Origin of the sequence: Bacillus sp. NPDC060175, from assembly GCF_042728695.1 — a bacterium.
Taxonomy (GTDB): Bacteria; Bacillota; Bacilli; order Bacillales; family Bacillaceae_G; genus Bacillus_A.
This window is the reverse complement of the sequence record NZ_JBHWYR010000043.1, coordinates 14,238-30,246: the sequence shown is the minus strand read 5'-3', so window position 1 is coordinate 30,246 and position 16,009 is coordinate 14,238. Positions and strand designations below refer to the sequence as shown.

11 protein-coding genes, 1 pseudogene and 1 riboswitch are annotated in these 16,009 nt (G+C 36.0%); of the genes and pseudogenes, 1 reads left to right on the top strand and 11 read right to left on the bottom strand.

The window, feature by feature from the left end:
- Positions 1 to 6 precede the first annotated feature (6 nt).
- The 4 genes from hemY to ACFWDE_RS19985 form a co-directional block, all read right to left on the bottom strand.
- Positions 7 to 1,428: a protoporphyrinogen oxidase gene (hemY, locus tag ACFWDE_RS20000; RefSeq protein ID WP_377894232.1), complete on the bottom strand. Its 1,422-nt coding sequence runs from the start codon at positions 1,426 to 1,428 to the stop codon at positions 7 to 9.
- Positions 1,429 to 1,449: 21 nt separating this feature from the next.
- Positions 1,450 to 2,385, bottom strand: a complete 936-nt coding sequence (gene hemH / locus ACFWDE_RS19995; protein ID WP_377894231.1) for a ferrochelatase — start codon at positions 2,383 to 2,385, stop codon at positions 1,450 to 1,452.
- Between the two features lie 14 nt (positions 2,386 to 2,399).
- Positions 2,400 to 3,446, bottom strand: coding sequence for a uroporphyrinogen decarboxylase (hemE, locus tag ACFWDE_RS19990; protein ID WP_377894230.1), 1,047 nt, complete (start codon positions 3,444 to 3,446; stop codon positions 2,400 to 2,402).
- Between the two features lie 189 nt (positions 3,447 to 3,635).
- Positions 3,636 to 5,753, bottom strand: coding sequence for a transglycosylase domain-containing protein (locus ACFWDE_RS19985; RefSeq protein WP_377894228.1), 2,118 nt, complete (start codon positions 5,751 to 5,753; stop codon positions 3,636 to 3,638).
- 127 nt (positions 5,754 to 5,880) lie between these two features.
- On the opposite strand from ACFWDE_RS19985, the gene hmoB reads away from it, so the two are divergent.
- Entirely contained in the window at positions 5,881 to 6,384 is a 504-nt protein-coding gene (hmoB, locus tag ACFWDE_RS19980) for a heme-degrading monooxygenase HmoB (RefSeq protein WP_000644084.1), read from the top strand.
- A gap of 103 nt (positions 6,385 to 6,487) precedes the next feature.
- Here the strand turns inward: hmoB and ACFWDE_RS19975 are convergent.
- The 7 genes and pseudogenes from ACFWDE_RS19975 to ACFWDE_RS19945 all read right to left on the bottom strand — a co-directional run bounded on the left by ACFWDE_RS19975 (position 6,488) and on the right by ACFWDE_RS19945 (position 15,959).
- Positions 6,488 to 7,905 (bottom strand): annotated as a pseudogene (locus ACFWDE_RS19975) (PH domain-containing protein).
- A complete protein-coding gene (locus ACFWDE_RS19970) occupies positions 7,898 to 8,374 on the bottom strand; it encodes a PH domain-containing protein (RefSeq protein WP_377894225.1) in 477 nt (158 codons plus the stop codon). The pseudogene ACFWDE_RS19975 and the gene ACFWDE_RS19970 overlap by 8 nt, the downstream one beginning before the upstream one ends.
- 74 nt (positions 8,375 to 8,448) lie before the next feature.
- The gene (locus ACFWDE_RS19965) at positions 8,449 to 8,745 is read right to left on the bottom strand and encodes a protoporphyrinogen oxidase (protein ID WP_377894223.1); all 297 of its coding nucleotides are present in this window, start codon (positions 8,743 to 8,745) and stop codon (positions 8,449 to 8,451) included.
- Between the two features lie 258 nt (positions 8,746 to 9,003).
- Complete coding sequence (locus ACFWDE_RS19960; RefSeq protein WP_377894220.1) at positions 9,004 to 13,854, bottom strand: SpaA isopeptide-forming pilin-related protein; 4,851 nt, start codon at positions 13,852 to 13,854, stop codon at positions 9,004 to 9,006.
- A 60-nt stretch (positions 13,855 to 13,914) separates the two neighbouring features.
- A riboswitch (cyclic di-GMP riboswitch) is annotated at positions 13,915 to 14,007 on the bottom strand.
- Between the two features lie 170 nt (positions 14,008 to 14,177).
- Positions 14,178 to 14,714 carry a TetR/AcrR family transcriptional regulator gene (locus tag ACFWDE_RS19955; RefSeq protein WP_377894217.1) on the bottom strand — a complete coding sequence of 179 codons (537 nt, stop codon included), beginning with the start codon at positions 14,712 to 14,714 and terminating at the stop codon, positions 14,178 to 14,180.
- A 371-nt stretch (positions 14,715 to 15,085) separates the two neighbouring features.
- Positions 15,086 to 15,331, bottom strand: a complete 246-nt coding sequence (locus ACFWDE_RS19950) for a CPCC family cysteine-rich protein (protein WP_377894214.1) — start codon at positions 15,329 to 15,331, stop codon at positions 15,086 to 15,088.
- A gap of 169 nt (positions 15,332 to 15,500) precedes the next feature.
- Complete coding sequence (locus tag ACFWDE_RS19945; protein ID WP_377894212.1) at positions 15,501 to 15,959, bottom strand: hypothetical protein; 459 nt, start codon at positions 15,957 to 15,959, stop codon at positions 15,501 to 15,503.
- Positions 15,960 to 16,009 lie beyond the last annotated feature (50 nt).

The following is a 16,009-nucleotide window of genomic DNA, read 5'->3' as shown; positions in this document are numbered from 1 at the left end:
AATATTTTAATGTGCGACTAATTCGTTTGCAATTACTTTCTCTAAATGAGATAACACACACTTTGCCGCTCTCTCACCTTGCTCAATACAGTCCGGAAGACCAGAACCAGCGTAAGAACTACCTGCCAAATACACACCTGGCAACTCTTTCTCCATAAATATTGTGAGTTTCTTCATTCGCTCGTTATGGCCTACTGTATATTGAGGCATTGCTTCTTTCCAGCGGCTTACAATTGTAAACTCTGGATCCTCTGTAATATCCATTGTCTTTTGTAAGTCTTCTAATACGAGCTGCACAATTTCTTCGTCCGTTTGTTCTACAACTGCTTCATCACCTGGGCGTCCGACGTAGCAGCGAAGAAGCGTTTTTCCTTCTGGCGTTGTATGTGGCCATTTTTTATGTGTCCACGTACACGCTGTAATCGTGTAATCACTATTTCTTGATACGACAAATCCCGTACCATCAATATCACGCTGAATAGCTGATTTCGGGAAAGCAAGTGCCACGTTTGCAACTGATGTAGACGGAATGTTACGGAAGAAACGAAACTGCTTGTACTGCGTAAACATAGACGGCAATACTTTATGCGGCGTCGCAACTACAATCGCATCTGCGTCCATTTCTTTTCCGTTACTAAGCGTAATCGTATAACTATCACCGAGTTTTATAACTTTTTCAATACGAGTTCCCTTCATTACCATATCATTAGGAATCTTCAATTCAAGAGATTCTACTATAGATTCTAAACCGTTTTTCACAGTTTTAAAGATTCCCTTTTTTATTTCAGCCTTCTCTTGTTTTGGAGCGAGCGTACGCATACCGAGTGAAATACTACGGTGCTCCTGTTCAATTTGATAAATTTGAGGGAATGTTGACATTAAACTCATTTCATCAATATCCCCTGCATAAATACCAGATAATAATGGCTCAATTAAATTTTCAACGACTTCATTTCCAAGACGGTGCCTGAAAAACTGCCCGAGCGATTGGTCAGATACTGGCTTTGATCTAGGCATTAACAGATCAAAACCAGCTCTTAGTTTACCAATTGGGGAGAACAAGCCGGAAAATAGAAACGGCTTAATTTGCGTTGGAATTCCCATCATTGAACCGCTCGGCATTTTATGTAACCGATTGTTTACAAGAACGAACGATTGACCGGCCTTATTATTTACAAGTTCAGCATCAAGTCCTAATTCTTTCACTAACTTAGCTGCGCTCTCTTTTCTTGCTAAGAAAGAATCAGGGCCACGTTCAATTGTAAATCCATCTTTTTGAACGGTTTGAATTTTCCCGCCAAGTTTACCCGATGCTTCTATAAGTAATGTATCGATCGGCAAGTTTTTTTCATGATTATTTTTTTGTAAGTTATACATTGCTGTTAATCCGGTGATGCCACCGCCGACGATCACAACTTTTTTCCTCAAGCAGGCTCTCCCCCTTTCTTCTTACAATACAGATTCTTTTTTCTTTAATACCACATCTGCTAAACAGTCGATAAATGCAGATGTTGCGTTTGGCATTTCTGGACGATAATATTTCGCGCCAATTTCATCCGTTACAACTTTACACTCAAAGTCATTGTCATATAAAACTTCTAAATGTTCTGCAACAAATCCAACTGGTGCATATACGAATGAACTGTAGCCGTACTTTTCATTTAGTTCTCTCGTTAAATCTTGTACATCTGGACCAATCCAAGGATCTGGTGTATTTCCGGCACTTTGCCAGCCAACTGCATAATTTGCTACTTCAGCACCGCGTGCAATATAGTCAGCTGTTTCATTTAATTGATCTGGATATGGATCGCCGAGTGCGATAATTTTCTCTGGTAAGCTATGAGCAGATACGATTAACACAGCTTTTTCACGTTCTGCTTCTGACATACCGTTATATATACCTTTCACTGCATCAACCCAATACTGAATAAATTTCGGTTCTTTATACCAGCTATCGATGCCGTGAATTGTTAAGTTTCCAAGTTTTTCTGCTTCTTCTTGCGCTCGTCCTACATACGACTTCACGCTAAAAGTAGAATAGTGAGGGGCAAGAACGAGTGCAATTGCATCTTCTATTCCATCCTTATGCATAGCTTGTACTGCATCTTCAATGAACGGTTCAATATGTTTTAAACCAAGATACATGCAGTACTCTACTTCATTTTGCATTTCATTTAAACGCGTCTCTAACTTTTTAGCTTGCTCTAATGTAATAGTAGCTAAAGGAGAAATACCACCAATTGCACGGTAACGCTCTGTTAAATCTTCTAGCATTTCAGGACTTGGCTTTCTTCCTCTGCGAATATGTGTATAGTAACGTTCAATATCTTCTTCTTTATATGGCGTTCCGTATGCCATTACAAGCAAACCAATTTTCTTTTTCATACAGACAATCTCCTTTACTTCGCTAACTGTTCTTTAGAGTACTCATGAATAAATGTAGTTAAGCGTTTTAATATATCTGGATTTACTTCTGGGAATACACCGTGACCTAAGTTAAAGATATAACCTGGCTCTTTCATCCCTTGATCTAAAATACCTTTTACATGTTCTTCAATAACAGGCCAAGGTGCTAATAAGAATGAAGGATCCATATTTCCTTGTACCGCCTTATGAACACCACGTGCGCGTGCTTCTTCAATCGGTAAGCGCCAATCTAAACCTACTACATCAAGCGGTAAGTCGTGCCATTCATTCACTAAATGTGCAGCACCTACGCCGTGCATAATCATTGGAACACCCATCGGGCGAACTTCTGCAAAAATACGCTCCATCGCTGGTTTAATAAATATACGGTAATCCGCTACATTTACTGCTCCAACCCAAGAATCGAAAATTTGAACCGCTTTTGCTCCTGCATTAATTTGCGCTTTTAAATATGTAATAACCATATCTGCAAGCTTATCCATTAAAGCGAACCAAGCTTTCGGCTCTGCATACATAAACGCTTTCGTATTATGATAGTTACGAGAAGGACCGCCTTCAATCATATAGCTCGCTAACGTAAATGGAGCTCCTGAAAAACCGATTAACGGTACATCTAACATTTCTGTCGTTAATAAACGAATTGTATCTAGTATGTAAGGTACGTCATCTTCTGGATTGATTTCCCCTAATTTTTCTACGTCTTGTAAAGAACGGATTGGATTATCGATAACTGGACCAATGCCAGATTTAATTTCCACATCAACACCAATTGCAGGTAGTGGTGACATAATATCTTTATAAAGAATTGCTGCGTCTACGTTATATTGATCAACTGGCAACTTTGTAACGTAAGCGCACAACTCTGGATTATGTGTAATTTCAAATAAAGAATATTTCTCTTTTATCTTTCTATATTCCGGCTGTGAACGACCTGCTTGACGCATATACCATGCTGGTACATACTCTGTACGTTCCCCCCTACATGCTTTTAAAAATGTCTCATTTATAGTTCTTACCAAGACCCTAGCTCCCTTCCTTACCAATGCTTTTTCTTTAAATATGCTCTATTCCGATATTTATCTTTTTTTACTATACAGCTTGTAAAAACAAAATGCATAACATTATGTACGTTGTTCATTAAATTGACACAAACATTCGTAAAACCGCTTACTATTTTCACAACATTCTTATTATAACACAGAGAAAAACTATGGTTTAGCTACTTTTGACTTTTCTCCCTCGCGGTTCGTTTGTGTGTTATATGGTACAACGTAAAAACTTGGTTTTGAGAATATATTTATAAACTTTTCCTCATATTTCCCTGTTCCTTTTACTGTTCCAACGTGAGTATGCATTCCTTTTTCAACTTTATAAATCCGGTACATAATTCGCTCATCAGGAAGCGGCGTCCAGCTTAGTTTCATTGCAAATAAACCGAAAGGACTAAATGCTAGTTTTGCTTCCACGTTTTGAATCTTATCTAAACGAATTGGCAGTCCAATTGTTTCAACACCTTTTGGCCTATGAAAACTCGCTTTATCTTGTATATTTGCTTTCGTTAAAATCTTTTTAAATAACATCGTTGCAGATGCATTTCCATCTTGTAATTGATGCTCTTTATCGGTGCGGTCATAGCCAATCCAAACTGCACCTACTAAATTCGGTGTATATCCAACGAACCACATATCGCGCGCACCATGGTCATCATTCGGCAGTGAAGTTGTGCCTGTTTTTCCAGCTAAAGCTCCATTATATACGCCAGCTTTCGCCGTACCTTCTTTCACAACTCCTTCAAGCATCTTTGTCATATACCATGCCGTTTGCTTCGAAAAGACTTTCGTTTCAGCTTTTGATGATTCTCCAATGACTGCCCCGTGTCTATTTAACACTTTATCAATAACGTGCGGTTCGATAATATTCCCGTTTGCTAAAAAAGATCGGTACATTTTGACAAGATCAAATGGAGAAACACCGTTTTTAAGCCCGCCAAGTGCTGTGCTTAAACCTGAGTCCGCAATATGAACATTCCCTTTCTCTAAATATTGCTTTCCCTCATCTACCCCTAATTCATTTAATAAAGATACAGCTGGCACGTTTGCTGATTCTAATACCGCATCGTACATCGTCATCTCTTGCGTATACTCATGATTATAATTTCGAGGTTCATAACCTTCAAACGAACTTTTTTCATTCGTTAATAAAGAATATGGATTATATTTCTTCGTCTCGAGTGCTGGTCCATATACGATAAGTGGTTTTAAAACAGAACCAGGCTGCCGCTTTGCAAAAACACGATTAAGCCCTCTCGGAACATATTCTCTTCCGCCAATCGCGGCTTTAATTCCACCAGTCTGGTTATCCATTAATAAAAATGCACCTTGTGCCCCGTTTTCTTTACCAGGGAAATTTCTCGCATCTTGAAACTGGTTATATGCCACCTTTTGAACTTTTTCATCCATCGGTACGACAAATGTATATCCTCCGCGTAGTACTTCTTGATGCGATAAACCATATAAACGAGCTGCTTCATCTATAACCATATCGATATACGGCATATATGCGAGTTCACGTTCATCTGCATTTTTATAAAGAGCGATTGTTTTCCCTTGGTAACGAACACTATCTTCCGCTGTTAAATAGCCTTGTTTATGCATAAGTGACAAAACAAGATCACGGCGCTCTTTACTCTTCTCAGGAGAGAAGTAAGGTGAATAGCCATTTGGCGCTTTCGGGAGCCCTGCAAGCATCGCCCCCTCTTCCACTGTTAAATCCTCTACATTTTTATTAAAATACAATTTAGCCGCCGCTTGAATTCCATATGCCCCGTGGCCAAAATAAATATGGTTCATATACATTTCAAGAATTTGCTGCTTCGTATATTTTTGCTCTAATTGAAGAGAAATTGCGACCTCTTTCAATTTACGCGTAAATGTTTTTTCGCGAGTTAAAAAGACATTTTTAGCTAGTTGCTGCGTAATCGTACTACCGCCTTCTACCTTCTCTCCAGCTAACGCGTCTTTATAAAGCGCCCGAAATATAGAAGGATAATCAATTCCTTGATGCTCATAAAAACGAGAATCTTCCACCGCAATAAATGCTTGCTGCACATACTTTGGAATTTCTTCGATCGGCACGAGCTCTCTATTTTCTACATATAACTTCGTAATTTCTTTTCCTTTCTGGTCAACGATACGTGATGAAGAGTGGAAAACAAGCTGCTTTTCATCCATCATATAGCCACCAGTTAATACAATAAGTTTATAGAGTACAATCGCTACTACAAACGTTGCTACCCCGCCTAATAAAGTCCACTTTGCTTTCTTCATACATCGGCCTTCTTTCCAAATGATGGTACATTTATTATTTGAAAAAGGAGTATCTTTATGTATATAATCTTCGAAGTTTTTCACAAGAGTTGATATAATAGAGACAAACTATAAAGGGGGCATTAAAATGAAGGCTATTATTTCATACGAAACACCTCTAGAACAAGCACATTTCACTGCAAAAAATAACGAAAAAGATATGTTTTATAAAGAAAATACTGAAGAATCTGTAGAATCTGCACTTCAGTATGACGTATTAGACGCTGTTGGAGAATTTAAAGGACAACCTGGCTACATCGTTTGTAACAACATTTCGGTAACAGACGAAGGTCGCCCTGTATTTGAAAACCGCTTTAAAAACCGAGCAGGTCTTATCGAAAACGAACCAGGCTTCCAAGCAATCCGCGTTCTTCGCCCATTAAGTAATGATACATACGTCATTTTAACGATGTGGGAAACAGAGCAAAACTTTAAAGACTGGACAGAATCACGTTCATTCGAAAACGCTCATAAAAAACGTCCTGCACAAGCAGAGGGACAAGCTCAGGCTCAGGCGCATCCACATGCAGAGCAGCAAAAAAGCATTTTCTCTCGTCCTTCGTTCGTGACTACTTTTGATGTGTTAGTTTAGGTTTCTTGTGGTTCCTCCAGGGCTACGGTACATGAAATTATATCAGCGATTTTTCGAATATATCGACTTATCGACAAATGACGACACAAAAAAGGAAACACCATTACACACTGGTGTTTCCTTTTTCTTTGTACCAATTATATATACAAAGCGAATCTTCTTTACGCATATGCTTCACTTCATAACCGCGCCCAGCTACCGCTACAGGAGTAGTACATAATTCATCTTTCCTTTGAAAATACGATTGATTATAGCGCCCACTGCTTGAACATGTCTTCGTCGCATCATTCCTGTATATTTCGCAAAATCACGGTACACGACCGTTAGTTGATTTTCTCTTATTGCATAGCCGCCACTTTTATATCTAGCATACGCAAGTAACGAAAACACGATAAATAACGGTAAAAGAACAAATAAAGCGATATATTGTTTAAAATATATACTCACGCCGACAATTGGAACCGCGAGCATGATACTTATTAACCAGCCTATAATGAAATAACGACGCAACGCTGTTTTTGGTAAGTGAACGATCTCCTCTTCGATTTCATAAGGTAACTCTAAATATGTGAGCAGGTGCTGTACATCTTTTTTCTTCATAAAAGGATGCAGCATCACTTCGTTACTTGCTGCTCCAATACTTTGAATTGCTTCCACTTCAACAGCACAATAACCAAATGGTTGGCGAAAAATACCTTCTTTCACAGTAATCGCTTGAATGCGGTGCAATTTTAAGACAAACTCTTTCTTTTCAAATAACCCTTGAACGATACAAATCTCTTCCCCTTTTCGCTCAATTTTAAAGTTTGCATATTTTAACACATATCCCGCCGTAGAAACAATCCATGAAATTGCCATTAAAATTACTGCAATTACAATTAGTTTATAGACACCATTCCCCATCACATACACTTCTATTTTATTTGTGAACCTTTCCGGAAGAACAAAATTAAACTTTGTGTAAAGAAGTACTAGTCCAGAAAACACTAGTCCCAACCGACCAGATGTAATCGCTGCTGCTAAAACTTCTTTCGATGTTAACTGATAAACCGTCTTGCTTTCTTCCTCTTCTATTTCTTCATTTACAGTAACTTCTTTCTTATGTAATAAAGAGATTAAATGTTTTGCCTCGTCTTCTTTAATACCAGCTAACATCACTTCTGGCTCACTACCGCCGCCCGCTACTTCTATGTTTAACTTCGTCAGCCCAAGTAATTGATAAATAACGTTAGAAGACGTACTAATATTTTGCACACGGTCTTTATTTAAATAACTTTCCTTCTTCACAAAAACACCGTGTTTTATATGTAAAATATTATTCTCAATCCAGTACACTTTGAAATACCATTTGATTGCTGAAAAAATAGCCATAATGAATAAAACAAACAAAAGGAAAAGATAAAATAAATACCAAGGTTCCACTTGTTCGTCAGGTTTAAATAAAACAAGAATAATAAGTGGCAACAAACTCGCAACCCTAATACCTAATAAAATCGTAATCGGATGTTGCCTCTTATACATCCTCATCACTCACTTTCGCAAGTTCTCCAATTTGTCTTTTCAATTGTTCTGCTTCTTCTTTCGTTAAACCAGGAATACTATGAGAAGTTGCCGCTGTTGAAATATGTAATTCTGCTAAATTATACTTTCTCATAATCGGTCCTTGTTCAATCGTAACGTGCTGTACACGGATCATCGGAATAAGTACGCGCTTAACAACAAACATTCCCTTTTGAATCTCAATCTCTTCTTCATTTAATCTGTAACTATAATAACGCTGACGTAAATTTGGAAACACGAAATAATCGAGTGGTATGTATATAATGGCTCCTGTTACTAACAGCCCAAACAACCAGCCCCACCAATGAAAATTAATCATAAAAAAGAAATAGGCAATTACGACTGCTAGTATAACTGCTGCTCCAATTAAAGCGTGAATTCTCCACACTTTCAGCATATTAGAATGAATCTCTTTTTCTAACGGCTGCATCTCATCACTCCAATTATATGAATTTATTACTTATATATTAGTTGTTATATACAGTTTTGTAAAATTATAGTTCCTTACATCGTGTCGAGCATTTCTTTAAAATTCCCTTCATTAATTGAATACACCTGAAACTGAATATAATCTAGTTCATTCGTATTAGGACGAGCATATGGCAAAATGTTAAATTTAGAAGCAGATCTCCCTAACATATCTGTAACCATAAGAGCAACATCTATATACTCAAAATCTATACGGAATGCTACCGCTTCTCCCGTAAATTCATAATCTTTAATCGCGTCATAAGACTTATTCGCACTTATAAGCGTCACTTTTAGTAGTTGGTTTAAATTTTCTGGTTTGAAATTAATCATAGACATAACTCCTTTTCTTAATAAAACACTATGAAAACAGTGTAATCTTTTACTTTCATAGCTTCACACATTCATTATATTAAAAATAAAGCTAGTTTTTTATAATTTTTTTGATATAATTACATACGGGAAACGGGAAGACATTTATCTTCCCTTGTGTTTTTATTTGCATCTAGTACTTTTGCTAGATGCTTTTTTTATGCCAAATAATATAAAAAAGGTATCCTCAAATACTTTGAGGATACCTTTTCACTTTCATTATCTCTGTTTTTTTCTACCTAATGCAAGTAAGCCAAAACTCATCATTACAAGAAGTGCTCCCATATATGGTTCCACAGGCATTTTCTGCCCTGTCTTCGGTAATTCTTTTCCAGGTTTCTCTGGATTCGTTGTTCCAGGCTTCTCTGGATTCGTTGTTCCAGGTTTCTCTGGATTCGTTGTTCCAGGTTTTTCTGGATTTGTTGTTTCAGGCTTCTCTGGATTCGTTGTTCCAGGTTTTTCTGGATCTGTTGTTTCAGGCTTCTCTGGATTCGTTGTTCCAGGTTTTTCTGGATCTGTTGTTTCAGGCTTCTCTGGATCTGTTGTTCCAGGTTTTTCTGGATCTGGTGGTGCTAAATGACTCAATTTGTTTAATACTTCTAATTGAACTGAAATTATCATCCCTTTTGTAATTTCAAATGGAATTGGATTAGTTAATTTTTCATATCCTTTTGGTGCTTCTACTTCTACTAGTGTGTAGTTACCTACAGATAGATCTGAGACTTTTGCTTTTCCATCTTTATCTGTTGTTACTTTCGCTACTACTTTTCCTTTTTCATCATGAACTTCAAACACAGCTCCTGATAATACTTTCTTGCTTTCAGCAGCCATTTTTGTAATTTCCACTGAACCTTTGTCTAACTGTTCATTCTCTACTTTCAATGATAAGACTTCCGTCATACCTTTTTTAATTTCAAATGATACTGGTTCTGTTAACTTCTTGTATCCTGGTAAGCTTTTCGTCTCTACTAATTTGTACTTACCTACTGATAAATCAGTAATTTTCGCTTTTCCTTCTTTATCTGTTGTTACTTCTGTTACTACTTTACCTTGCTCATCTTGCACTTCAAAGACTACGCCTGCTAATGCTTTTTGGCTCTCTTTATCTACTTTTGTAATTTCTACTGAACCTTTGTCTAACTGCTCATTCTCTACTTTCAATGATAGGACCTTCGTCATACCTTTTTTAATTTCAAATGATACTGGTTCTGTTAGCTTTTTGTAACCTGGTAAGCTTTCTACCTCTACTAATTTGTAACTTCCTACAGATAGATCTGAAACGTTTACTTTTCCTTCTTTATCTGTCGTTACTTTTGCTACTACTTTGCCCTTTTCGTCTTGCACTTCGAAGACTACGCCTTCTAATGCTTTCTGGCTATCTTTATCCACTTTTGTGATTTCCACTGATCCTTTGTCTAACATTTCGTTTTCTACTGTTAAAGCAAGAGATTTTGTCATGCCTTTTTCAACTTGGAAAGTAATCGGATTTACTAATTGTTTATATCCTTTTGGTGCTTTTACTTCTACCAACTTGTATGTGCCAACTGATAAATTAGTAACCTTTGCTTGTCCTTTTTTATCTGTCGTTATTTTAGCAACTACTTGTCCTGCTTCGTCTTGAATCTCAAATACTGCATCAGCTAAAGCATCTTTCGTTTCTTTGTCTATTTTTGTAATTTCTACATTTCCTGTATCCACTAATTCATTTTCGACAGTTAATTGTAATGCTGTAACTCTACCTTTTTCAATTTCGAATAAAATTGGTTTTTCTAGTGGTTTGTATCCGGCTGGTGTTTCTACCTCCACCAACTCATACTTTCCAATAGATAAATCTGAAACGTTTGCTTTTCCTTCTTTATCCGTTTTTACTTTAGCAACTACTTTCCCTTTTGAATCACGTACTTCAAACGCAACACCTTCTAATGGTGCTTTACTATCTTTATCTATTTTTGTGATTTCTACATTCCCTGTATCTACCATTTCATTTTCTACAGTGAACGCTAGAGATTTTGTCATACCTTTTTTAATTTCAAATGGTACAGGCTTTTCTAATTTTTTGTATCCTGGTAAGCTTTCTACCTCTACTAGCTTATATTTTCCTACTGATAAATTTGAAACGTTTGCTTTTCCATCTTTATCTGTTGTTACTTTTGTTACTACTTTATCTTTTTCATCTTGCACTTCGAATGTTACGCCTGCCAATGCCGCGCCACTTTCTTTGTCCACTTTTGTAATTTCTACTGAACCTTTATCTAACAGTTCATTCTCTACTTTCAATGATAAAACTTTCGTCATACCTTTTTTGATTTCGAATGATACTGGTTCTGTTAATTTTTTGTAACCTGGTAAGCTTTCTTTCTCTACTAATTTGTACTTTCCTACTGATAAATCAGCGATGTTTGCTTTACCTTTTTTATCTGTTTTTACTTCTGTTACTACTTTGCCTTGCTCATCTTGCACTTCGAAGACTACGCCTTCTAATGCTTTCTGGCTCTCTTTATCTACTTTTGTAATTTCTACTGATCCTTTGTCTAACTGCTCATTCTCTACTTTTATTGATAAGACTTCTGTCATACCTTTTTTAATTTCGAATGATACTGGTTCTGTTAGTTTTTTATAGCCTGGTAAGCTTTCTTTCTCTACTAGTTTGTACTTTCCTACGGATAAGTCTGATATTTTTGCTTTTCCATCTTTATCTGTCTTTACTTCTGTTACTACTTTGCCTTGCTCATCTTGCACTTCGAAGACTACGCCCGCTAATACTTTTTGACTGTCTTTATCTACTTTTGTAATTTCTACTGATCCTTTATCTAGCAGTTCGTTCTCTACTTTTAATGATAGGACTGTCGTCATACCTTTTGTAATCTCAAATGATACTGGTTCTGTTAGTTTCTTGTAACCTGGTAAGCTTTTCGTCTCTACTAATTTGTACTTTCCTACTGATAGATCTGAAACGTTTGCTTTTCCATCTTTATCCGTTGTTACTTTTCTTACTACTTCACTTTTCTCATTTTGGACTTCAAATTCGACACCCGCTAATACTGCACCGTTTTCTTTGTCCACTTTTGTAATTTCTACATTACCCTTGTCTACCATCGTATTTTCTACTTTTATTGGGAATATGCCGTCCCCTGTTACATTTACTTCGAACTCTTTTTCTTTTAATTGGTATCCTTCAGGCGCTTTCGTTTCTTTTAAAATATATTTTCCTGGTGCTAACGGTTTAGAGATTGCCTTACCATCTTTATCTGTAACAATATGTTCAACTACTACACCGTCTTTTACTATATCAAACTCTGCATTTGCTAATGGTTTTTCACCATTTTCCGAATCAATTTTCTTTAATTCAATTTGACCCTTTTGCATAGTATTTTTAATTTCAATTGTTTTTGTTTCTCCAGCTTGAAGTGTAACTTCTAATGGACTTTTTAATTTTTGATATCCTTCTGGTGCTACTGTTTCATAAACTTTATACGTCCCAGGAGCTAAAGTTTGAGGTACCGAAAAACCGTTTTCGTCCGTTTTCAGTACTGCAACAACCTTATCCGCACTATTTCGAACTTCAAATTCTGCACCTGTTAACCCTTTATTCGGATTCTCAGCATCTATTTTATGAATAGCTACTGTACCGTCTTTTGGAGGTTCAGGCGGCGTGACCGTTACTTCATTCGATGTTAATTTATTATCATCATAATGTAACTCTGCTTTATTAGGAATCTTCTTATCTACATAAGAAGATAAGTCTGCATCAGCTTTAATTTTCGCCTTAATATTCAAGTTAATTATCTGGTCTTCATATGACTTATAGTCAAAACTCTCACCGAACGTAAATGTTACTTCACTTTTTTGTTTATCTATCGTTAGTGTTCCTTTAGAAGTAATATCTTGGCCATTTTGATCATATACTTTTGCCTCTAATACTTCTAAAACATCTTCTAAATCATCACTAATTACCATTGATGTATACTTAGGCGGATCTTTCGGTATATGCGTACCAACTTGGTATTGAATAGGTTGATCCATTTGTGTTAACTGCTGATTCTCTACAAGCTTACCATTCTCATCAACTATATTCTTTTCAATGCTAGGTGGATTATCGTCACCTGAACCGGTTCCTCCCCCACCACTTACGAATACTTGTCCTACTTTTTCTTCAGTTTTAATATTTTTGCCTTCTAATTTCACTGTATTTTTATGAGGTTTTGCAGCAGGATTTGTAATCTTTGTTTTATATCTTAAAATATAACCTTTTGAACTGTCTGGGAATTCAATTGTAAATCCAGTCTTCGTTGCATTGATTTTAATTTTAGATAAATCTGCTGGTTTAATATTTGTTGGTGCATAACCATCTTCAAATACAGCCTCTTCTAATACTACGCTGTCTGTAATTAACTCGTGCCCAGGTCCTAATGTGTCTGTTAATTTAAGATCTTGCATTTCAGTTCCAGTTGCATTTACATATACAAGCCAATCAGCAATGGACGGATCTTCTTGATTATAAGAACCCCATTTCAATAGATTATCTGTATTGGGCTGTGGCTTCGGTCTCTCTGTCGTATTACTTACATTTACTTCTTTATTTACGATTTGACCATCAACGTTAAATTCTAATGGAATTTCTTTCACACCATCATATGCTTCTAGACCAAAGTAGAATTCTACAAATAAAGAACCTTTAACGTTATTCTTTCCTTCTACATAATCACCCATAGTACACGTTAATAGACCCTTTTTCATCTCACATGTACCAACTGTTTTTCCTTCAGCATCTTTTAAAGGAAAACTCATATTCATAAGGTCTTTTCTAAATTCTTTTGGCATATCAATTGTGAATTGATCTCCAGCTTTTATTTGCTCTTTAGCTGACCACTTCACTTCTACTTTCATACCGTCTGAGGCCTGATATGGTTCAGATGTTGTGCCATCAGTACGGGAAATATTAATCTCGTCCACTGGATTTTTTATCACAGCGGCTTGAATAACTGGAGCCCATACATTCAGCACTGAAAATAATACTAGAAAAACTAATGAAACCATTGAAATGTGCCTTTTAGTACTTTTCTTTTGCATAATTTCCTCCTGATTTTTTATATTTATATAACAAAAAAAGACCGTCCGGTTGCATCAAAAATGTGCAACCAGACGATCTTAGTAACCAATAAATATTACCGTAGACTCTAAGCTTTGCGGCCTATCCTTTCGAATAGTGTGCTAAAAATATTTTTTATTCTTTTTTTGTTTCATTTTCCTCTTAAACCAAATATTACTATACCGTCTAGACGGTTATAATTCAACACCCTATAAAATTGTTCTATTATTCTAATAAAAAAATAATTCACCCTCGGATTAAATAGCCAACGGTGAATTATTTTATATTATATAGTTTGTATATTCTATTTATAAGAAGATTTAACAAGAGCTCGAATCACTTTTTCTCTTAATTCGGAGCTTAGTCTTCCAACCCCTAAACATTCCGAATACCATAACCCATCTGCTGCTAATCTAATAATTGTTGCACAAACTGAATCCATTTCATCATTTTCTATATTATTTTGCAGTTGCTGAAATGATTGTTGTAACGGTTCAAGTAGTTCAGGTTTTAGCATTAATGCTGCCATCATACTACTAGACAACTCTTCTGTTCTTCTCTCATTACTTAATCTTTCCTCTACAAAAGAGCGTACCCATCTGCCTTTCCTCTCTGGGTCTTCCTCTACTTTATTGTGAATAGCCCCCTCATAATCCGCTACGCCTTTAAGTATCATACCTTCTATTAAAGCTTCTTTATTTGAAAAATGATACAACAGTCCACCTTTACTTACACCCGCTTCTTTTGCTACTGCTTCTAAAGTTAACTTAGCTACGCCTTTAAATTGAACAATTTGAGAAGCGGCGGCTAAAATTTTTTGCCGTGTTATGCTTGTACTCATTCCTTTTTAAAACCCCATTTCTACTAAAATTATATAAATACGTATCTTATTTTTAATATTGTTGAGGACTACTAAGTATTTTCTTTATACAACAAAGGCTTCACTACCTTTAAATTGTTAGTTGCTTCTTCTATTAAAAATTTCCATATCACAATATGATAACATCAAATACACAACGTTGACTATACATCTATACTTTTATATTCATTCCTAATATATCCATGAATAGGATTTACTAGTTTAGCTTTTCCTATTATTTTATCATCTTTATTGATTTTCCTTATTAGACAACTGTAATTCTTTCAGTACTAAATAAAAAATGTTATTCCTCCTGTTGAATGGAGTAATAACATTTTTTATTTATAAACTGCTTAACAAATTTGCTTCCAACTAACATCCTTCACATCTTCACTAGTTGGCTTTCTAACTAATCCCACACAACATTCCTCGCAAGCGCCAAACGCAATAAAATTTTTCTGCGCTTGTCTTAACGAAACTTCATTTGCTCCGCCTTCAAAGTCAGGATCGTTAAATTGAACCTCATCATCTTCCCAATAACATATGTTACAAATTTCATATGTACCTGGTGGTTCTTCTTCTAATGTTTTATCCCGCATTAACGGGCAGTAAAACTCCCACCTCAAAATTCAGCTAGAACAAAGGAGTTAGGCGGAAGATCAACTGCCCATAAATGCCCGATTGGTTCAACTAATAATCAGTGGGGAATGAACAAAATCCCCACTGATTAAAGTTTCACTTTATATCCGCAACATGGACATGTATATTTCATTTTGTCACTCCATTATTCATTTGTTTTCCCCATATATTCCGACTCACAAAGAATGTTACAGCGCAAATCATAGTTATCCCCATGAAATACATCATTTGAAGAGTACGAACTTCTTCATATGCAGCTGGAACTCCTACCATTACAGACAAAAAGATAAAAACAATACTAAAAGCTAAAAGTAGATATAATAATAAAGATATAATATAGCTTAGTTTAAATCGTAAAATGATACCTCTAAACAATAGCTCACCAAGAAGACATCCACCTAAAATAATAGGTACTCCGAAATACAATGTAAGGACTCCCATTTGCGCGGTAGATTGAATTACCTTTCCAAGTATGGTCGGCGAAGTCATCTCATTCATTTTTCCCATCCTATCATATAAATCAAGTACCGTTACTGAAATAAAGAAACTTAATATAGAAAATGAATACGGAATTAAAAATTTGCTCACTCTCATTCACCTCACTTTTTCCTTTACATATATTATTCATTATTTTCTAT

Coding starts and splice junctions, on each gene's coding strand:
- ACFWDE_RS19965 (WP_377894223.1), bottom strand. CDS start 8,745: ATGATTAATTTCAAACCAGAAAATTTAAACCAACTACTAAAAGTGACG.
- ACFWDE_RS19970 (WP_377894225.1), bottom strand. CDS start 8,374: ATGCAGCCGTTAGAAAAAGAGATTCATTCTAATATGCTGAAAGTGTGG.
- ACFWDE_RS19960 (WP_377894220.1), bottom strand. CDS start 13,854: ATGCAAAAGAAAAGTACTAAAAGGCACATTTCAATGGTTTCATTAGTT.
- hemH (WP_377894231.1), bottom strand. CDS start 2,385: ATGAAAAAGAAAATTGGTTTGCTTGTAATGGCATACGGAACGCCATAT.
- ACFWDE_RS19955 (WP_377894217.1), bottom strand. CDS start 14,714: ATGAGTACAAGCATAACACGGCAAAAAATTTTAGCCGCCGCTTCTCAA.
- ACFWDE_RS19950 (WP_377894214.1), bottom strand. CDS start 15,331: ATGCGGGATAAAACATTAGAAGAAGAACCACCAGGTACATATGAAATT.
- ACFWDE_RS19985 (WP_377894228.1), bottom strand. CDS start 5,753: ATGAAGAAAGCAAAGTGGACTTTATTAGGCGGGGTAGCAACGTTTGTA.
- hmoB (WP_000644084.1), top strand. CDS start 5,881: ATGAAGGCTATTATTTCATACGAAACACCTCTAGAACAAGCACATTTC.